Origin of the sequence: Candidatus Clostridium eludens, assembly GCF_045310515.1 — a bacterium.
GTDB lineage: Bacteria > Bacillota > Clostridia > Clostridiales > Clostridiaceae > Clostridium_B > Clostridium_B eludens.
In genome coordinates, this window is the sequence record NZ_JBJHZX010000022.1 from 56,708 (window position 1) to 76,530 (window position 19,823).

The window sequence follows — 19,823 nt, forward strand, 5'->3', positions numbered from 1 at the left end:
TCCTTTCTTTATATATCTAGTATATAGGTGTTAAAACCTTTATTAAAACATAGACTCTACCTGTAGATCACATGAAATCTATGTAATTGATACTATATTTGACTATATACTATATTACTACATAGATATCCATATATAATTCTTATATAACCTTATATAAAAAGGACTTTAACGTATTTAAGTTTTTCTTCTTTGTTAGCACTCTTAATACTTGAGTGCTAACTTTATTTTAGCAATTATTTTTTCTTTGTCAATATATTTTTACATTAAATCTTCATCTATGTCAATTTTAACTATTATTTTTTCTATGTTTTCTATTCTATTTTTTTGTAAACCTAATAAAAACTCAACATAATAATTCTGCCATTCTGACTCCATGTTATTTTTACATTTAAGTAGCCTTTCAGATGATAATTCAAAGGAATTACATCTTAAATCATCATAGAATACTGTTTTACCAAGCACTGCAAGTGACATATCATCCAAAACCTTAAATACTTCTATATATTCATCACCAAACAAACACTGAGAATCCAGAAGGTCTATATAATCTTCAAGTGAATGTAAATTTGAACATATAATATTGAGTTTATCCTTAATATGTGGGCATTTCATTACAGCATCTACAATATAGGCAAACCTGTAATCATTCATTTTTTTACCTTCATTAAACACTATTTTGTGTTTTTCAAATTTTTTATTTCCCATAATAATCATATTTAAAATGTTACCACTTTCATACGCCGCTAGAAACCTTATTGTAAATGATTCTCTACATTTACCTATATAATCTACAAGTTTTTTATTTTTAATATTAAATTTCTCTATTACATCCTTAAAGGCTTTATTTATAATACATATAAGTTCATCATCACTTTTTTGAAAAAGAATTCTTGTAATGTTTTCAACATGACATACTGAAATTTCAAGAGTTTTTTCATTACTTTTAGATAAAGCTATGAAAACAGACTGTTGAAGGAGTACTTCAAACACATTAATTGGAGATTTTATAATATTTATTCTATATTTTTTGCCATAATTTCTAAGTATCTTTCTAATAGATGACTGTGTAAAAAGATTACAAAATTCAGTCTCAATTTTTAATTTTTCAAGATATTGTTTTATATAAAAAATCCCCTTCATGTTCATATCATCAAAAATAAGAGGATAATCCATACTACATGGTATATCTTGCGCATCAAATATTATATCATAATTGTTAAAAAAATCACAAAGACCAACATCTACTGTATCGTTATAAACCTCAAGAGGAATGTTAAGCTTATTTTCTTTTATATATTCATAACATATCCTGCAATCCTCAACACAACTTTCAAGAATTTTAAGACCTTCTTTGTATATTGTACTAACACCTTTTTCAGACATTAAGGAAGAAAAGTTTTGGCGATTTTTATAATTTTTTATAAATGTATTTATGGAATAGTATATTGAACTTAAAATATTAACTGCACTGTCTTCTTTTATAGAACTACTTTGGCCTCTTGTATATTTTATCATTAATTCTTTAAAAATAGAGAAAATTTCTATATTTATATTTTCAGATAAGGTCTTCAAAATTCATTATCCTCCTCATCATTTATGTTGGTAAGATATTTATTATTTTTGAAGTTACTGATAATTTTTTCAATTCCCTTTCCTTTTAAAAGTTCTATTGAACCATTATAGACCTTATTATAAAAAAACATTACAGCTTTAAATATTTCTTCATCCCCCAGAAAATCTGATGTACAATTTTTTATATAATGGAATATTTCATATATATCATTAATACTTTCAACTAAATTATGCTGGTTTACATATGGAGAGTTTCCGAGTTCTTTTATGATATCTTTTGTTAAGTTGATATCTAGTTCAATTCTACCATGGGCTTTTAAAGTGAAATTTCTTGTGTTTAAAATATCTTTCATATCTTCTAGGGTCAGGGTAAGATTTTGTTTTTTTAAATAGGTATTTAATTTTAAAAGCTCATTTACAGCATTTAATCTTTTAAAATCACTAAGAGAATGAAATATTTCAGGCATGCTCATAATTATCTCTCCTTTTTAAAAGAATTTGAACGAAACACTTGACATATACCTTTGAATATGGTATGATTAAGTTGTTTGGTATGATGTTATTTTTATACATGTTTCATTATATCATAATTAAACATAAATTCAAGTCCACAGTAGTTAATTTTACTGTTTTTTTATTTTTAAACATATTTTATAAGACAACACTTCTGTTGTCTTAATTATTTATAAAGTAATTCTCAAATTTCAGATTAAGAACTCTTCTCTACTCTATTATATAACTTCCCAAGGGTTTTCCTTTCCTTCCATGAATAAAATACAACTTAAAATAGAATTTTCCACCATGTCGCTTACAGATTGATCCGTATAAAAAGCTGTGTGAGGTGTAATAATTACATTAGGATAAGATTTTAAAATTGCCAGTTCCCTATTGTCTAATATCTGACCTTTCAAATCATTGTAATAAAGATTAGATTCATGTTCAATGACATCTAAAGCTGCCCCTCCAATTTTTTTCTGTTCAATGCCACAAATCAAGTCACCAGTATTAATAAGAGACCCTCGTGCCGTATTAATAATACATACATCATCTTTCATCATTTCTATGGAATTTTTATTAATCATGTGATAATTATCTTCTTTAGCGGGGATATGTAATGTAATAATGTCACTATTTTTAAAAAGTTCTTCTAATGAAACATATTCAGCATATTTTTTTGCTTCTTCTTTTTCATGTAAACTATGGGCTATTATTTTACACCCAAATCCACTTAAATATTTAATTACTGTTTGTCCAATTTTTCCAGTTCCAATAACCCCTACGGTTAAATTTTTCAATTCCCTGCCTTGTACACCTTTTAAAGAGTAATCTTGTACATTACTGCATTCTATAATAGATTTCATTTTTCGTATTACCATTAAAATCATCATAAGAGTATAATCAGCTACACCATTTGGTGAATAGGTTACATTTCCTATATGAATATCTAGTTCTTTAGCTTTTTTAATATCTATGTGATCATAACCAATAGTTCTGGTAGATATAAACTTTACTCCAACTTCATGAAACTTTTTTATTAATTCAGCTGGAACAGGAGTTGTAATAATACTTACACACTGAAATCCTTTTGCCAGATCTGCATTTTCCATATTAGGTGCATCATCACACAGCACTACTTCAATATTATACTTTTCACTAAACTTCTGAAAATATATAGTTTCATCAGCTCTATGACTATACGCTAGTATTTTCATTATTTTCGACTTCCTTTCTCAAAACAATTGCAGTAATTATTTTATTCCTAAATTTATCTATATTTTAAAGTGACTATTTCTAAATAATATTATATCATATACCTCCTGGGTAACTTTAGGACAAATATATATTTATATGGATACATTACTATATATTTCCTAAGATCACTTTATGAAGATACCTTTCTGCCACTTCTTCTGCTTTTTTCATAAATTTTACATCCGTAGGAGAACTTTTAAATTTATACCTTGGAAAATATCTAGAAAGGTGCAGTGGAATATTATCATCTATGGAACTTAAGAATTTTGAAATTTTCTCCACTTCCTCCAAATTGTCATTTTCTCCACTGACTAACAATGTGGTAACTTCCACATGACAGGCTTTTACGGCCCTTTCAATGGTTTTTAGTACAGGATCTAAACTCCCCCCACAAAGGTTCTTATAATATTCTTTATTAAAGCTTTTCAAATCAACATTCATAGCATCTACATAAGGAAGAAGTCTCTCCAGAGGTTCATTACTTATATATCCATTAGTAACAAGTACTACATCTAAATTAGGATTTGTTTCTTTCAAAAGTCTGGCACAGTCATATACATATTCATACCAAATTGCAGGCTCGTTATAAGTAAAAGCTACCCCTATACTGTCTTTCAACTCCACTACAGTATCTACCAAATTTGCTTTAGACACAAATTTGCTTTCAGCTATAAACTGGGAAATATTATAATTCTGACAAAAATCACAGGTGAAATTACATCCAAAACTCCCTATTGAAAGAATGCAGCTGGATGGCTTAAAGTAGTGCAGCGGCTTTTTTTCTATGGGATCTAGTGCCGCAGAGGTAATTTCACCATAATTTATAGTGAAAAGCTTTCCATTTTCATTGATTCTTACATTACATTTTCCAAAGCATTTATCTTCAATTATGCAATTATGAGGACATAAAAAACAATGTATTTTATCTTTAATTTTTTCATAAAACAAAGCTTCTATTTTCACTATATCAACCTTCTTTTTAATAGTCTTTATACCTGATCACCTTAAATTTTTCTATTTTGTATTCTTCATGAGGCTTTATACCTGCCTTTTCTAAAGCAATTGACAGCTGCTTTTCTACTGTATCCACACCTTCTAAGTTTGGCAGTAAAAGTCCTGTCTTTCTTCCCTTCCTTACAATTACACCATATTTCTCTGGATCTAACTCTTTTTTAGAACAAGATTCAGGTTCTGTTAAAATATCAACTGAAAAAATAATATCTAAAAGTTCCTCTTTTTCTATTTGATAAAATCTTGGATCATTAAACCCTGCTTCAATAGCATTACGTATAATTTCTTCTGCTATATTATTTGTTGTAGGAAATATAGTACCTATACACCCTCTTAAGTCTCCATACTTTTTTAAGGACACAAATACTCCCCTTTTAGTATTTTTCATTTCATCTGTTATATACTCAGGAAGTTTTTTAAGAACTTTTCCTGTATTTAAATAGGTCTCAAGACTTTCTCTTGCAAGCCTTACATAAGGATTGCTTTCCCTTTTTCTTTTTTCATAGTCAGCACTGCGAAGTAACTCCATATGTTCTAATTTCGAAGCATCTCCCGACAAAACATCAAATCTCATTACTCCATAACCTACTCCAAAAGATCCTTCATAACTCAAAAGTTCCCCATTAAATTTATGGCCATCTAATGCTCCAAGCAAAACCAGAGTGGAAGATCTTCCGCATTCTCCTGCATTAATTATGGTTTCCTCATTCATGCCCAGAATACCTTCTACATCACCATTTTCTAAATAACCAAGAAACTCTTTATCAAATTTCTCTCCAAAAGGACTATATCCATAAGGTCCTTCTTCCTTTAATTTGTGGGATAGATCTCCACTTGCTATAAACACAACTTCTTCTTCTAATTCTTCTACTGCTTTATTTATATCCATTCCAAACTTGTATAAATCAATCTGGCTCAGAGGGGCATAAGTTATGTGCACAAGTTTATAGTCCTTATAGTATTTATTGATAAAATACAAAGGAACCATGGCCCCATGATCTAGAAAAAGAGAAGTATTATACTTATTTAAGAGAGAGTTGGTAACCATTACAACAGGTATATTATTTTTATATGCAAGTTCATATATTTTACTGGTAAGAGACTTATTAACTGGTATTTTCATAGAAACATCCCGTGTACCAAAATTCTTTAAACTTCCCGAAATTTCACTTTCATAACTAAGTGCAATAGCATCTTTAAACATAACACCGTGGGGAGTTACAAGTATAATTGTACCGGGAGCCTTTTTTCCGATCTCTTCTCCCACTATATGAAAACTCTTTGTTGTATTACTAATCTTTTTTTCTTCTCCCTTTCCTACCTCTGGAAGTATAATTGGCGGGTGTGGAAGTAAATAAAAACCTTGTAAACCCAAAAAAATCACCTCTATAATAATATTTGCAGTTTTCTATAATAATATTAGAAAACTAAAAATTATGCAATATATGGTCCAAATTTGAATAAAATTTTTCATAAAGCTTAAACTAACTTCATATCAAGTATCCAAAAATACATGCTAAGTCAGATGGCTTATAAAATTAAGGGGTGATTTATTTGAATAAAAAATTAAATTTACTTATATTTAGTGGAGATTATGACAAGGCTCTTGCCGGCTTGATTATAGCTAACTCTGCCAAAGAAATAGATATAGATGTATCAATATTCTTTGGCTTTTGGGGACTTCTTCTTGTAAGAGATCCTAAAGCTCCTCTTTCAGAAGATAAAAGTCTTTATGAAAAAATGTTTTCCATCATGACTCCCAGAGGTATTGAAGAGTTACCATTATCAAAAATGAATTTTAGCGGTTTAGGAAAAGAAATGCTGAAAGCTATGATGAAAGAAGATGATACTCCAAGCATCACAGCCTTTTTAAAAGGAGCAATAAAAAAAGGAGTTAAGTTTTATGGTTGTAAGCTTTCAGTAGAAATTATGGGATTTAAAAAGGAAGAACTTCTTCCTGAAGTCGAAATAATTGAAGCAAAGGATTATTTAAAAGATGCTGTTAATTCAGATATGCAGCTATTTATTTAAAGACATCTAAATTTCCTTAACAGAAATCCCATTTTTAAAATATGAGTTTAAAAAAATTGTAACCTAGTTTTACTCCATAAAAAAGCACTACGCTGCCGCAGACTATGTTTATTTTTCTAAGTACATTTTCATTAAAAATATTTTTAAATCTAGAAAAAACAGCAGCAAGAAAAATAAACCATATAAAAGATGCTGTGCACATTCCAATAACAAAAAATTTAGAAGCATATAAAGGCATTGCAGCTCTAAAACTTCCCAGCAGCAAAGAACCATCTATTATAGCTTGAGGATTAAACCAGGTTACTGTAAAACAGCCTACTACCGCTTTGCATAAAGATATATTCATATCTACTTTATTATTTGACAGCTTAGGTTTAGACCTAATAAGGGTTACTCCTATATAAAAAATAACAATAGTCCCTAAAAGAAAAATTGACAGCTTAAGAAAATAAACCTTGTCCATGAGTACACCTATTCCGAAAAAGCTTGCAACGGATAAAGTTATATCAAAAAATATGGTGATAAACGCTACTTCAAACGCTCTTTTTTTACTCATAACTAGGGCTGTGTTTATCACATATAAATTTTGCATACCTATAGGTGCAACATAACTAAGACCAAGTACGAATCCTTGAATTAAATATCTCAACATAATATTTTCACTTCCCATGTATTAAATTTAGGTATCTTAAAACGCCTTATTTTAAAAAATCTAATACAAATTATAATAGTAAACAAAAATATTATCTCCAACCAAGAAAATAAAAATTTTACCAACCAAATATATCAAGTGATTCTTAGGTTCAGGTGGAGTTTGCTTACGAGAACTGCTTTTCTCCAGCTGAACATTATTAACAGTATTCTTAGTGTCTTTAGCACTTAGAATACGTTATCCTTTAGGGGAAGAACTTATCCAGGCGCATAGCAGTGCTTATCCCCCACTTTGATAGAAAAGTAGAGAACCAAAATTTTTAATTTTGTGTGAATCGCTTTCACAGAGTGCGATGGGGGTGTAGCGATCGGATAAAAAGCAGCTGTTAAATCTTTAAATTTATTTAACAACTGCTTCCTTGTTTTATCAGTTTTCTAACTATATGGGATAACTTTTTAAGACCAGTTTCCATTTCCGTAATTGGAGCGTAAGAATAAGATATTCTCAAATTTTGATTATTTGAAAAGCCATACATACTGCCAGGATTAATAAGAATTTTTTCCTTTATTGCCTCTGAAAACAATTTATTTATAGATATGTTGTATTTTAATCTAAGCCATATGTAAAACCCACCTTTAGGAGTGTTCCATGAAGCTATATCCTTAAAATTATCATTTAGAATTTCTATGGTTTTATCTCGACGAAATTTCAATTTTGTCCTAAATTTTTTAAGATGCTCCTCATATAAGCCACTGCTTATCCATTCCGCTATCATCAATTGAGATATAGAGCTTGAACCATAATCTGTCTGCATTTTTATATCTGCCAATCTCTCTATTACATTTTCACAACCTGCAATCCATCCGATTCTGAAACCTGGCGCAAGAGATTTTGAAATACTTCCAAGATATAAAACATTTCCATTCTTATCTTTACTCTTTAAAGGCATAGGCGCAGGTTCTTCTATCCATAATTCTCTATAAACATCATCTTCAACAATAGGAATTCTAGAATTTTCGCAGCATCTTAAAATTTCCACACGCCTGGATTCAGTCATTACAATCCCCGTCGGATTGTGATAGGTAGGAATAGTATATAGCATTTGAGTAATTTTGTTCCCTCTATTTTTTTGTATTTCGTCAGGAATAATACCTTTTGTATCCATTTTCAAACCAACTAAATTCATACCTAATGATTGAAATATATGTAGAGATTTTAAATAGGATGGATTCTCCACAAGTATCTTAGAGCCTGGAGGTAAAAGAGCTAGTGATATAAGCTGTAGTGCTTGAAGTGCTCCTGAAACAATTAGTATGGAAGAATGCGGCACATGTATACCATACTTTTTAAGATATTCACTAATTATCTGTCTTAATTCCAGCAACCCTTTTCCTTCAAGATAACCTAAAGAAGTAATTCTGTTTAAACATTTATTTAAAACTTTATTCATCATATGTTTAGGAAATAAATCAGGGCCTGGTTCTCCTGTTCCAAGTCTAATTATATTTTCTGCATATTCCAGCTTATTAACCATTTGAATGGTACGGAGATTTGGCTTATGAATACTTCCTTCAATATAATTCTTCCAATTCAATTCCGATTTTGAAGAAAACAAAGACCATGTATTATTTATTACTCTGGTACCGCCCCCCTTATTACCTTCAATAAAACCTCTACTTTTCAATTCATCTAAGGCTTCAACTATAGTACTTCTGTTTACTTCAAATATCTCTGCAAGTTCTCTTTGAGAAGGAATTTTAGTACCTATGGCAAAGTTTCCACTAGATATCTCACGGATTATATAATCTACAATTTGCCTATATAAGGTTTCGGAACAATTTTTATCTGGTTTCCAATTAATATCTATCACTTATATTGCACCTTCTTTAGTCTAAACACTTACTACATAATATCATAAAGGCAGATTTTAAAATATATGTAATTGAAATTTACTAAAACTAAAAGTACTATGGTCCTTTAATTAAGTTTTGGGGAAAATCCACTTAATTCTTTCATTAAGAACTAAAACCAAAATGGAATTTATTGTATCTATCGATTTTGCAGCAAATACACTAAATTGTCCCATTAATGCTAAAACACCAAATGTAATATTATATAAATTTGCTATTTTTATATTCATATCTATTATTTTATAGGAATTTTTAGATAATGTAATTAAATCATTTAATCTACTGATATTATCTTCAAATATGATACAATCTGAATTTAATTTAACTTGATCACAGGATGAATCTGCAAAGCTCACACTTACATCTGCAGCTCTCATTGCAGAAACATCATTTAAGCCATCTCCTACCATCATCACTGTATTGTATATTTTTTGCTTTTCTATAACCCTTAATTTTTCTTCATCATTACAATCTCCATAGGTATTATTTATATCTAATACATCAGCAACATATTTGCCCCTATCATAACTATCGCTTGTTAATAAAGACAGATTTGTTATACCTTCAAGTTTAAGTTTGGAAATTAATTCACAAGAACTATGCCGTATACTTTCTCGCATTATAATTATACCTGTAAGTTTGCCATCTAAACTGACAAGAATAGGCGTGTATAAGTTCTTTTTGTAATGCAAGTATTTATCTAGTACATTATCTAAAGCCACATTATTTTCTATAAAGAATTTATCATTTCCTATTAGTACTGTATGGTTGTTGTATATGGCCTTTATTCCTTTTGACGGTATCAATATGGAATTCTGTACATTTTTTAAAGCATAATTATTTTTATGAAACTCAGTTTCTACTGAAGAATCTTTAGTCACCTGCATTTTATCTATATTATGTGATTTTTGTAACTCATTTTGGAAAGTAACAGATATAGGGTGATAATTGGAGGCTTCACAAGATGCACATATTTTAAGTATAGCTTCATTAGTATAGCTTTTATCGAAGGACTGTACATCTATAATTTCCATATTTCCATAAGTTAATGTACCTGTTTTATCAAATACTACACTGCTGGTACCTGCAATTTTCTCAAAAGTATTAGGATTCCTAAGATATATATTATACTTACTTAATAAATGAATATAATTTTTTATTCCCGTAGTCAAAGCTAGTTCAGATGATTCCGGACATAAAACCAATATTATTGATAAAGCATTTAATATGTTTCTTGTAAATATATAGCATGTAATTCCTAATAAAGCAGCAATGGGTACAATTCTATCTTCAAATTTAATCACTCTCTTATTCAAATTTAATTGTTCAAAAGATATATCCTCTTTATTTAATACCTGAGGAATATTGGTTATGCGAACTTTTAAGTTGCCGGATAACACTGCAGCACCCTGATACACTGTATTTCCTTTACTCATAGGAAATACAGTAGGTTGACCGGTGCGATAAAGATTGCTAATCAAACTGCTGCCATCTAAAATTTCTCCTTCCACTGGAACTAGTTCACCTTTGTGGATATATATAATATCATTTAACTGTAATGAATGAATTGAAGTTAACATTTCATCACCAGTACTAGTGATAATCCATGCAGTATTAGGTGGGGTAACCATATTGTGTTTTAGTAATCTCTGGTATTTTAAGTCAGCAGACAATTTTATGTAATTGCTAAGATCAATTAAGACAATTAATAATAAACCTTCTGTACTTTCCCTTAAAACAGTAAGACATACAGCCGCTAACTTTAAGATAAATTCTGAATTAGAATGAATATGTTTCGTAAACTTTTTATAAACGTTTTTAAAAAGAGGATACCCTCCTATGATGGTAATTGCAGAAGCTGCTCCTAATGCACCTATACTACTGCTAATAAAAAATTTACCAAATATGGAATTTTTCATCTTAAATAACAGATAAACCAAAATAGACCATGTAAGTTTAGTCTTAACTTTACTTGTTTTTCCTTTAATATCATAATACAAGTTATAAGAATCCAGATCCGTAGAATTATGATTTATTTTAGATGCTAAAACTTGTTCTATACCATGCTTAATTAATTTCATATTTGTTTTAGCTTCATCATATACTACAAGAATGCTGCCAGTATTGCAATTTACACTGCTATATTTTACTCCATACATATTTTCAACGTATATATCTATATGTTTAGCCAATATTTTGTTTCTATAGATTTTATTAGTTTTAAATCTAATACGCCCGGGTAGTATGTTTATTTCTTTCAATTTTAAAATACAACTCCCTTTTAAAATTTATAATTATTAACGTTTAAACATTAATAGCCTAATTATACGTTTATACAACTTTTTATTATTTGTTCTTTCAAATTCTTGAAAAAAGAAGTCATTAAAATTCTTTATAGAATTACACCATAAAGTTACTATTCTTTCTTCAGAAGATGGGTTATCTTTAATTTCTTCTAAACTAAAAATCAACAAATCTTGTAATATTTCTTCTACTTTATCTAAGTTATTATTTAATACTACTAGATTAGCTGAATTATCCTTATTATCTTTCATACAGCAACCCCTTGCCAATAATATTCTAGTCATTAATTATTTTGCCTATAAAAAATATACTATTCAAGTTTATAAAGCTTCAATCTAAATTTCAAAGTTAAAATTGAAATCAAAGTATTAAAGCTATAAAATACTATAGAATTTAATGGATTTAAATAATCCATAATTGATAATAACATTCCAATTATATTTAATGTTAGAGCAATATTTTTAGTCTGAATATTTATTTCAGTACAAAAATAGCTTAGTTTTATCATTAAAGGTAATTTATCCATACAATTACATTCAAAATTAATATTACCTTTTGACATATCCATCATAATAGTATGGTTCTTATATATACATATGACTAGATCATAACGTAAATATCTTGGAAATTGTTCCAAAAATTCACTTGTGACTAGTAAAGCTTTTTTATCTTTTGTTTTATTGTTAAAATTATAGTTAGCTTTATCTTTTAAAACTTCATAATCTAATATATTTATTCCCAAATAATGGCTTATATAATCTATAATAGCATCTCTATAATTTCCAATTATAGAGATATCGTTAATTCCTAGTAAACGCATGTTCTCTACAATTGATTGCATTCTATCAGAAATAGGGTTTTCTAATTGCCCTAATATTACAAGCTTTTCAAAATCCATTCTGCTTAAATGTGATAATGATTTATTGTATTTATAAGATTCCCTTAAAAATAATCTACTATCTATCCACAAAGAATTAATATTACCTATTAAATAAAAGCAATGGTAATTTTTTAAATATATATCATTGTATCTTAGTTTTGATGATGCATAATAATATGAAACTAAAGCTACAGCAAATAAAATTCCTGGATAACCTAAAATAAGTACTGAAAAAGCTTTAGATATACTATTAGTAAATAAAAGTGTAATACTTGACGTAATTAATGAAATATTCATTATTTTTTTAGAACTTATATATTCACTTCTATATATTTCCTCAGGCCATCTTTTCTTAAGTAATGACACTGGATTTAATGTATGAAATATTATTTTGTATAAAGAATTATCCTTTACATCTGCAGTAATTTCTAATTTTTGTTTAATATTCAAGCACTTCTCTAAAAGAATTATAATCTCATTTTCAGATATATGTGCAGCGTCATAGTTAATAAGAACATTCCCAGTTATTTTACTTGCTTTAACAGAAAACACACCTTTTGATTTAATTAATATAATTTTTATATTAACCGCTATTTTATCATTTCTAAAAAGATTAGATACATTAGCCCTAAGCCTTCCCGGTAAGGAGGATATAATCCTTATTCTGCCAAAATTTAAATTGATCATTTTACACTTTCAGGTTCATCCATGTTAGCCAAGTGTTTTTTTCTACGTTGATACTGTACTTCTGCCACTATATCTTCTAATCCTTCTTTAGCTCCACAGGTTAATTCAGTTACTTTATCTGTTACTGCAAGGACCGAAGCCACAGTTCCTACTGCCAGCTTTCTCAAAGGATTAAATATTATCTTTTTCATAGAAATGTCAATTCTATCGTCTATAATATGATCATCATTTAAATTTTTCTCTTTTATATTAATATTATCAAGCTTAGATAATATATTTTCAACGTTTTTACTTATATTTCCAAAATTATCATTCATAATTTTCATACTATTTTTTACATCTAATTTATTATTTTGTAATTCTTCTATTTTTTCACTTATTTTGCTGTATTTTTGCTGCAAATCAATAAGTTCCTGCTCCATTTTCTTCTGCAGCTCTTCAATTTTTTCTGCTGAACCGTTAGTACCACTTTTTGTTTCTATTGTATGTGTTTCATTGTTATCCATTTGTTTATAGCCTCCTTAAATTATATAAGTTTTATTATACTCAATTTTCTTTTTTTTAATACCTGAGTAAGGTAATTTTAACCATAGAATATAATAATTAAATTAATGAATACGAGCCAAGAACTTTGACCACACTCTTCTCTCTAATCTTATCTATTGTCAATTTTATATTTTTATCCTCTGGATGCCGTCCATCAATATCAATAAAAAAATGATATTTTCCAAGTGCCTTTTTTGTGGGACGTGACATTATTGACGCTAAATTAACGCCTCTTTGAGAAAACTCATTTAAAATATTAGATAACACACCTGGCTTGTCTACAGCTTCTATAATAACTATTGAAGTTTTATAACGCTTATTAATATCATAATTAATAGATTCCTTTGATAACATAATAAATCTCGTCTCATTTTCCTTAGAATCCGTTACGGTTTCAATTTGAAAATTAAATGATTTTTCAGTATTTAATATATGTTTCGGTATAATGGCAGATTCCCCCGAAATACCTTTCTTTACTTGTTCAAAAGATTCCCCATTACTTTCAGTGGTTATTATTTTGAAATTACTATACTGCTCCAAAAACTTATAGCACTGCCCCTGTGTTTTAAATTGGACATATACTTTTTCTATTTCTCCCACAGGGCTATTTCCTACAAATGCAAATTGAATTGGAACTACAATTTCATATATGATATTTAGGTCTCTTTGAGAAAGCAAATCAAGTGTAATCTGAACATATCCATCAAGAGTATTCTCAATAGGTATTATTCCAAATTCACATTCCCTGCCAATGGCATTGAAAACTTTTGCTATGGTAGGATAGAATACTATCTCTACATTTTTATCAATTAACTCACTATATTTATTTACTGCAAGTTCACTAAAAGTACCTTTTGGCCCCAGTGTAGCTATCTTATTCATTTATCTCCTCCGCATTAAAATTTATTTCCGTTTTTTCGCTCATACACTATATATCAGAAAATTATACCATAGAATATAATATGTATGGAAATAAAAAAACAATTTGTAGTTTAACAAGTTGTTTTTCAACATTAAAATAGACATTTTATGAAGATATTGGCTTATATAAGAAAAATAGCTCTTTGAACTATTTTTCTTTTCTTCTAATTATTAAATTTTTACAACAGAACAATAGTCTCAATCTATTGCCTATCCATTTACTTTCATTTATATAAACCCCAGAGAGTATTAAAAATCCTCCAAACACCATCAGTAAATCTACTTTCTCTTTTAATATAATAACTGATGATACTATTGTAATTAACGGAACAATATATATATAATTTGTTGTTTTTACTGAACCTATAATGCTTATAGACTTATTCCACATTATAAAGCATAATATCGAAGCAAAAACTGAGAGAAACAACATATTTAATATTATTTTAATATTTAAATGTAATCCTTGAAATAATCTAACATTTGAAAGGAACAAAATGGGCGTCATAGTCAAAATTCCATAGAAAAATATTTTTCTTACAATAAAAAATTGATTATACTTATTACTTACTCTTTTTATCAGTATGGAATATATAGAAAATAAAATTGCAGATAGCATTGCTATAAAATCGCCTATGGAATTTAATTTCAATACTTCTCCGTTATAAATTACAATAACAATGCCTACCATTGCTACTAAAAATCCTAATAATAAATTGGCAGTTAATTTTTCATCTTTATTTGTGAAATGAGCCATCAATGCTGTAAATATAGGTATTGCCGATACAATAAGTGCCACGTTTGAAGCGTAGGTATATTTTAGTGCTAAATTTTCAGTCCAGTAATAAAATGATATTCCAGTAATACCCAATAGACAGAATAGCATTTCTTCTTTAATAGTTAATATTCTAATATTTTTAGGATATATAAGAATCAAGATAACAAATGCAGTAGAAAAACGATAGGCCAATATTTCCTCGGCAGAAAATTGTTCTAATAATATTTTTGTAGATATAAAGGTTGTACCCCAAATGATTATTGTGATGATTGCCATTAAATGTCCCAAGTAACTTTTTTTCATTTATAACTACTCCTCTTTTCTTATTTAAAAGTAATTATAAAGTATATTTAAATATTAATATTGTAAAAAGTTGCAGTCATTATTTAGATATAGGTTTTATATTTCATTGGAGTTACTCCCGTATACTCCTTGAAATATTTAGTAAAATGACTTTGGTCATAAAATCCACTTTCTAATGCTATATCAGCAAAATCATTATTATTTTTTAGTAATTTTTTTGCATGGTTTATACGTAAATTAGTTATATATTTATGGGGAGATAAGCCATGTTGTTTTTCAAATTGTCTAATTAGATAATATTTACTCATCCCTGCCACCTTTGCCAAGTCACTAAGCATTATATTATTTAAATAATTCTCATCTAAGTATTTCTTAATCTCATTTATTTTGTCTGAGTTTAAACTTCCAATTATTGACCTTGGGTAATCCTTGTTATTTCTATTTGCTAAAAGAGAAACATATTTTAAAAGCTTTGATTCAATTTCCATATTTATAATACTGTTCTGAATATCTGAAAATAAACTAACTATGCTATTAAACATTATTTCATTTAATTTCATATATGAAAAATTGTTCTCAATATTATTGTCAAATGCAGTTTCAAACCATTCTTTGTTTATGTAAAGCATTCTAAATCCCCAATGTTTATAATTATAAGGATTGCATTTATGAGCAGATGTTGGAGGAATTATTAAAATTGTCTTTTCTGTAAGATCATAAGTATTTCCACATATTTCAGTCTTACATCCCCCCTTTTCAACTAACCCTATAGAAATCTCATTATGAAAATGTGGTTTAGATGAATGTATTGAATTATTACATTTTTTTATTTCAATATTTCCATTAACATTGTTGAAATAATACCTTATACCTTCCATATTACCGTTATCTACCTCCATTTTTAAATTGAATATATATTTAATGAGCATATCTTCTATTATTATCAATATATCAAATAGCATTTATCAATCGTAAATTTTTACTTTTCGTTGTTGAAAAATTTCTCTAATTATTTCCCTCTAAAAAATAGTTTCTACTATTAAGAACAAAATAATCTTTGAAATGCCGTATTATTCATAAGTTGAATCCTACGGCATTTTTGTGATTTATTCTATTCAAGAATTCAAAGTATCTTCAGCCTTTTTATTTAAAGTCTCCCTCAAATTCTTTAATACATTCTTGAAGCAATGTTGCTGAATATGCCATTGATGGTCCTCCACCAAAAGTTACTGCAACCATGGCTGCTTCTATTATTTCTTCTTTTTTTGCACCTGCTTCAAATGCCTTATAGGAGTGATATACAATACAGTACTTACATCTAGTGTAACAACCGATTGCCACACTCAGCAATTCTTTGGTTTTTAAATCAAGAGCCTTAGGTTTATAAGAAACATCTAATAGTCTCATAAAGGCACTGACATTTTCAGGATTCGTCGTTGAAAGATTTTCAAGTCCCCCTGTAAATGAATTAAGTATTTCTCTAACATTCTCCATGTTTATTCCTCCTCATGTAATAAGCTTTCAAACTAGTTATTTCTACACTTATTTTTAAACTCCTCCTAAAAGTGATAAAAAACTAATTATTTAAACATATTACATATATCATAGACCACCTATCCACTTATATATGACCAATGAACACCTGAAAATTCAGTAGTAAACCCTCGTAATTCAGGTGTTGATTTATATGCAAATGTATTTACTATTTCAAACTTTTCCGATGACTATTTAACTGCTGAAATATGGCTTAATACTGATTTTCCCGAAAACGGAAGTATATCCCATAAGATTTCTTCAACCAATACTGCTTTAAAGCCACTTCCAGAAAACAATGTAAATATTAGATTTGTAAAATCCACCATCAGACTTCCTCAAAATGGAGTCAATGTGTACGAAAGAATAGTGCCGCCTAATACAACATTAGTAGGTGAAGAAGATGGAAAATTTATAGAGTCTCCAGGCGGAAACTATGTCATAGTTATACACTCATCAAATTGTTCAAAAGTTGATAAGGTAATAGTTGCATTCGGTTGGTGGGAAAAATCAAGAAGCTAAAAAGCAAATATACTAAACAGTGGGAAATATTCTAACTATGGGGTGATACTGCTTAATTTAACGTCAGGCTGTGTGAAAAGTCAATAAATATCTAAAAGTACCTGTTTCATATAAAGTATTAATAACTTGTACAAGTCTTTTACTGAAAAATTGCATAAAAAATAGTTTTCACACAACCTGACATTCATAGGTGCTTTGCCAAATTATCACTAAAGGAAAAAATTATGGCAATTAAATGTCAGACATAATGAAGAATTATCTAGAACAATTTCTATAGCCTAAATGGCTTATATGTGGCTTTAGAATATCCTATTAATTTAGCACATCCCTCTCACCCTTAATAGCAATATAATTAAATATCTCCTGAAACAAAGTTTTTGCCACAGGTGCCGAAACATCTCCTGCATAATAACTTGAGCCACTAGGTTGGTTAATACTTACTAATAAAGTTATTTTAGGATTTCCTGCGGGAGCCATACCAGCAAAAGAGGACATATACTTCCCTGGTGCATATGTTCCTGTTGTTGGATCAGCTATTTCAGCCGTACCAGTTTTACCTGCAATATCTAGCCCCTGTACAAAGGCATTTTTCCCCACCCCTTCAGTAACTACTTTAATTAAATCCTGTCTTAATTCAGATGCTAGTTCTGGATCATATACATTTTTTTTGCCGTAATTATCATATTTTCTATCTACAACTTCCTTATTTGTATCATCAGCATGAGCAATATCTTTCATGATATGCGGTATTATCCATATTCCCCCGTTGGCAATAGCATCAAAAGCAGTCATGTATTGGATCTGGTTGACTGCAACACCTTGCCCGAAGGATAGCTCCGACAGATCCACCTTATTTATTTGGGCAGGGCTTTTCAAGATACCTGCTGATTCCCCCGGTAAATCTATGCCTGTCTTTTGCCCAAATCCCATTTTTTTTGCGGTAGCAACAAGTTTCTCTTTACCTAGTTTATTTCCTAACTCTGCAAAACCTACATTGCAAGAATTTTTTATTATATCCACAAAACTTTCGCTGCCATGCCCATTCAAATTCCAGCAATGAATGGTTGTCCCATCAATTTTGATACTACCATCACACGTATATGTATCATTTAATCCAATATTGTTTTCTAAAGCACAGGCCGCAGTAATTACTTTAAATATGGAGCCCGGTTCAAAATTATCTTGAACAGAGGAATTTTTCCAAAGCATTTCAGCCTCTTTAGAATTATTAGATATATTTGATGTATTATTAAGATCTAAACTAGGTTTATTTGCCATGGCTAGTATTTCCCCATTTTGAGGATTCATAACTATAATATTAACCCCTTTTGCCTTGTTATCTTCTAAAGCTTTTTCGGCCGCTTGTTCAGCAAATTCTTGAATAGCTGAATCTATTGTTAAAATAACGTCTTTGCCTTGTATCGGTTGTGTAGATACTTGTGGTTCATAAGGTAATGGGTTATTTTCTCCATCTTTTTCATAAGTTGTACTACCAGGTGTACCCGAAAGTTCTTTGTCATAGCTCAATTCCACCCCGGAAACTCCTTTCCCTTCAGAATTGACCAATCCTAAGATACTTGTCATAAAATTTCCATTTACATAGTACCTTTTAGTATCTGGTGAAATAATAATACCTCTAATATTTAATGCTTTAATCTGTTCCATTATAGGTTTTTCAATCTGCCTTTTCAATAAGGCTGAATTAGCAGGCAATCCATCAGGTAATGTTGTATTTAATACTTTTAAAATATCTTTAGATTTCATATTAAGTATGGGAGATAATTTATCAGCTAATTGAGAAAAAGACATTTTTCTATTACTTAAAGTTTTTCTTAATGTTTTTAAATCCAAGTCGATTCTATAAATATCTTCATTTATTACTAGTTCATTAGAATTTCTATCTAGAATTTCTCCTCTTTTAGCACTAATTTGTATTGTAGTTGTTTGTTGTTCCACAGCCTTGGATTTATATTCAAGGCCTATTACTACCATTAAATAAAACAATCTTCCAACCAGTGCCATAAATATTATGCTCAATACTCCCCCTATAAATATGAACTTACCTTTTTTAACAAATTTTTTTCTTCTCATTCTTCACCTCTTTAATACTCAAATATTATGATTAATGTGAATTCGAAAATCTAATTATAATTTATACATAAATTCTCCTATAGAAGATATGAAAAGGTACTCCTGCAACAACATTTTCCATAAAATTAACAAAGCTTCTATGACAGCTGTATTCTATCTGACATGTATTTTTCAGATGATCATTTATGGTTCCAATAATGGCTTTCTTCCTTAGAAGAATTTTATCTTCCACCGAACTCAAGTCAATTTAAAACAATGAGACACAAAATGCTAATGTAATTCTAAAAATACCGTATTATTCAAAAATATCTTACCGTATTTTTCATT

Annotated in this window: 18 protein-coding genes and 1 pseudogene; 2 read left to right on the forward strand and 17 right to left on the reverse strand. The window is 29.0% G+C overall.

All coding sequences use genetic code 11. The annotated features are described in order from the left end of the window. Nucleotides 1-261: 261 nt before the first annotated feature. The 5 genes from ACJDU8_RS14910 to amrA form a co-directional block, all read right to left on the reverse strand. A complete protein-coding gene (locus ACJDU8_RS14910; RefSeq protein ID WP_406792946.1) occupies nucleotides 262-1,575 on the reverse strand; it encodes a DUF6179 domain-containing protein in 1,314 nt (437 codons plus the stop codon). Next, the gene (locus ACJDU8_RS14915) at nucleotides 1,572-2,048 is read right to left on the reverse strand and encodes a DUF6323 family protein (RefSeq protein ID WP_406792947.1); all 477 of its coding nucleotides are present in this window, start codon (nucleotides 2,046-2,048) and stop codon (nucleotides 1,572-1,574) included. The genes ACJDU8_RS14910 and ACJDU8_RS14915 overlap by 4 nt, the downstream gene beginning before the upstream one ends. Before the next feature lie 258 nt (nucleotides 2,049-2,306). After that, nucleotides 2,307-3,287, reverse strand: coding sequence for a D-isomer specific 2-hydroxyacid dehydrogenase family protein (locus ACJDU8_RS14920; RefSeq protein WP_406792948.1), 981 nt, complete (start codon nucleotides 3,285-3,287; stop codon nucleotides 2,307-2,309). 148 nt (nucleotides 3,288-3,435) lie between these two features. After that, complete coding sequence (gene amrS / locus ACJDU8_RS14925; RefSeq protein WP_406792949.1) at nucleotides 3,436-4,290, reverse strand: AmmeMemoRadiSam system radical SAM enzyme; 855 nt, start codon at nucleotides 4,288-4,290, stop codon at nucleotides 3,436-3,438. Nucleotides 4,291-4,306: 16 nt separating this feature from the next. Further along, complete coding sequence (amrA, locus tag ACJDU8_RS14930; RefSeq protein ID WP_406792950.1) at nucleotides 4,307-5,713, reverse strand: AmmeMemoRadiSam system protein A; 1,407 nt, start codon at nucleotides 5,711-5,713, stop codon at nucleotides 4,307-4,309. 179 nt (nucleotides 5,714-5,892) lie between these two features. On the opposite strand from amrA, the gene ACJDU8_RS14935 reads away from it, so the two are divergent. Next, entirely contained in the window at nucleotides 5,893-6,369 is a 477-nt protein-coding gene (locus tag ACJDU8_RS14935; RefSeq protein ID WP_406792951.1) for a DsrE/DsrF/DrsH-like family protein, read from the forward strand. Between the two features lie 34 nt (nucleotides 6,370-6,403). Here the strand turns inward: ACJDU8_RS14935 and ACJDU8_RS14940 are convergent, their stop codons facing one another. The 10 genes from ACJDU8_RS14940 to ACJDU8_RS14985 all read right to left on the reverse strand — a co-directional run bounded on the left by ACJDU8_RS14940 (nucleotide 6,404) and on the right by ACJDU8_RS14985 (nucleotide 16,844). Then, the gene (locus ACJDU8_RS14940; protein ID WP_406792952.1) at nucleotides 6,404-7,021 is read right to left on the reverse strand and encodes a LysE/ArgO family amino acid transporter; all 618 of its coding nucleotides are present in this window, start codon (nucleotides 7,019-7,021) and stop codon (nucleotides 6,404-6,406) included. 403 nt (nucleotides 7,022-7,424) lie between these two features. Continuing rightward, nucleotides 7,425-8,891, reverse strand: coding sequence for an aminotransferase-like domain-containing protein (locus tag ACJDU8_RS14945; RefSeq protein WP_406792953.1), 1,467 nt, complete (start codon nucleotides 8,889-8,891; stop codon nucleotides 7,425-7,427). A gap of 111 nt (nucleotides 8,892-9,002) precedes the next feature. Continuing rightward, complete coding sequence (locus tag ACJDU8_RS14950; protein WP_406792954.1) at nucleotides 9,003-11,192, reverse strand: HAD-IC family P-type ATPase; 2,190 nt, start codon at nucleotides 11,190-11,192, stop codon at nucleotides 9,003-9,005. A 36-nt stretch (nucleotides 11,193-11,228) separates the two neighbouring features. Then, nucleotides 11,229-11,486, reverse strand: a complete 258-nt coding sequence (locus tag ACJDU8_RS14955; RefSeq protein ID WP_406792955.1) for a hypothetical protein — start codon at nucleotides 11,484-11,486, stop codon at nucleotides 11,229-11,231. Nucleotides 11,487-11,545: 59 nt separating this feature from the next. Continuing rightward, nucleotides 11,546-12,802, reverse strand: a complete 1,257-nt coding sequence (locus ACJDU8_RS14960) for an HMA2 domain-containing protein (protein ID WP_406792956.1) — start codon at nucleotides 12,800-12,802, stop codon at nucleotides 11,546-11,548. After that, the gene (locus ACJDU8_RS14965; RefSeq protein ID WP_406792957.1) at nucleotides 12,799-13,308 is read right to left on the reverse strand and encodes a hypothetical protein; all 510 of its coding nucleotides are present in this window, start codon (nucleotides 13,306-13,308) and stop codon (nucleotides 12,799-12,801) included. Before ACJDU8_RS14965 ends, ACJDU8_RS14960 begins: the two co-directional genes overlap by 4 nt. A 97-nt stretch (nucleotides 13,309-13,405) precedes the next feature. Further along, nucleotides 13,406-14,230 (reverse strand): prephenate dehydratase, encoded by an 825-nt coding sequence (locus ACJDU8_RS14970; RefSeq protein WP_406792958.1) that lies wholly within the window; start codon nucleotides 14,228-14,230, stop codon nucleotides 13,406-13,408. A 187-nt stretch (nucleotides 14,231-14,417) separates the two neighbouring features. Further along, nucleotides 14,418-15,350 carry a DMT family transporter gene (locus tag ACJDU8_RS14975; RefSeq protein WP_406792959.1) on the reverse strand — a complete coding sequence of 311 codons (933 nt, stop codon included), beginning with the start codon at nucleotides 15,348-15,350 and terminating at the stop codon, nucleotides 14,418-14,420. 83 nt (nucleotides 15,351-15,433) lie between these two features. Next, nucleotides 15,434-16,228: an AraC family transcriptional regulator gene (locus ACJDU8_RS14980; protein ID WP_406792960.1), complete on the reverse strand. Its 795-nt coding sequence runs from the start codon at nucleotides 16,226-16,228 to the stop codon at nucleotides 15,434-15,436. Nucleotides 16,229-16,493: 265 nt separating this feature from the next. Further along, complete coding sequence (locus tag ACJDU8_RS14985) at nucleotides 16,494-16,844, reverse strand: carboxymuconolactone decarboxylase family protein (protein WP_406792961.1); 351 nt, start codon at nucleotides 16,842-16,844, stop codon at nucleotides 16,494-16,496. Nucleotides 16,845-17,054: 210 nt separating this feature from the next. On the opposite strand from ACJDU8_RS14985, the gene ACJDU8_RS14990 reads away from it, so the two are divergent. Continuing rightward, entirely contained in the window at nucleotides 17,055-17,405 is a 351-nt protein-coding gene (locus ACJDU8_RS14990; protein WP_406792977.1) for a DUF6143 family protein, read from the forward strand. 312 nt (nucleotides 17,406-17,717) lie between these two features. Here ACJDU8_RS14990 and ACJDU8_RS14995 read toward each other — a convergent pair whose 3' ends face one another. Both ACJDU8_RS14995 and ACJDU8_RS15000 read right to left on the reverse strand, forming a co-directional pair. Then, nucleotides 17,718-19,496, reverse strand: a complete 1,779-nt coding sequence (locus tag ACJDU8_RS14995) for a penicillin-binding transpeptidase domain-containing protein (RefSeq protein WP_406792962.1) — start codon at nucleotides 19,494-19,496, stop codon at nucleotides 17,718-17,720. A gap of 61 nt (nucleotides 19,497-19,557) precedes the next feature. Then, a pseudogene (locus ACJDU8_RS15000) lies at nucleotides 19,558-19,737 on the reverse strand (transposase); the annotation flags it as partial. Nucleotides 19,738-19,823: the final 86 nt, after the last annotated feature.

What these genes read in the sequence shown, in the direction of transcription:
- ACJDU8_RS14965 (WP_406792957.1), bottom strand. Translation starts at nt 13,308, where the DNA reads ATGGATAACAATGAAACACATACAATAGAAACAAAAAGTGGTACTAAC.
- ACJDU8_RS14915 (WP_406792947.1), bottom strand. Translation starts at nt 2,048, where the DNA reads ATGAGCATGCCTGAAATATTTCATTCTCTTAGTGATTTTAAAAGATTA.
- ACJDU8_RS14970 (WP_406792958.1), bottom strand. Translation starts at nt 14,230, where the DNA reads ATGAATAAGATAGCTACACTGGGGCCAAAAGGTACTTTTAGTGAACTT.
- ACJDU8_RS14960 (WP_406792956.1), bottom strand. Translation starts at nt 12,802, where the DNA reads ATGATCAATTTAAATTTTGGCAGAATAAGGATTATATCCTCCTTACCG.
- ACJDU8_RS14975 (WP_406792959.1), bottom strand. Translation starts at nt 15,350, where the DNA reads ATGAAAAAAAGTTACTTGGGACATTTAATGGCAATCATCACAATAATC.
- ACJDU8_RS14995 (WP_406792962.1), bottom strand. Translation starts at nt 19,496, where the DNA reads ATGAGAAGAAAAAAATTTGTTAAAAAAGGTAAGTTCATATTTATAGGG.
- ACJDU8_RS14940 (WP_406792952.1), bottom strand. Translation starts at nt 7,021, where the DNA reads ATGTTGAGATATTTAATTCAAGGATTCGTACTTGGTCTTAGTTATGTT.
- ACJDU8_RS14985 (WP_406792961.1), bottom strand. Translation starts at nt 16,844, where the DNA reads ATGGAGAATGTTAGAGAAATACTTAATTCATTTACAGGGGGACTTGAA.
- ACJDU8_RS14955 (WP_406792955.1), bottom strand. Translation starts at nt 11,486, where the DNA reads ATGAAAGATAATAAGGATAATTCAGCTAATCTAGTAGTATTAAATAAT.
- ACJDU8_RS14920 (WP_406792948.1), bottom strand. Translation starts at nt 3,287, where the DNA reads ATGAAAATACTAGCGTATAGTCATAGAGCTGATGAAACTATATATTTT.
- ACJDU8_RS14980 (WP_406792960.1), bottom strand. Translation starts at nt 16,228, where the DNA reads ATGGAAGGTATAAGGTATTATTTCAACAATGTTAATGGAAATATTGAA.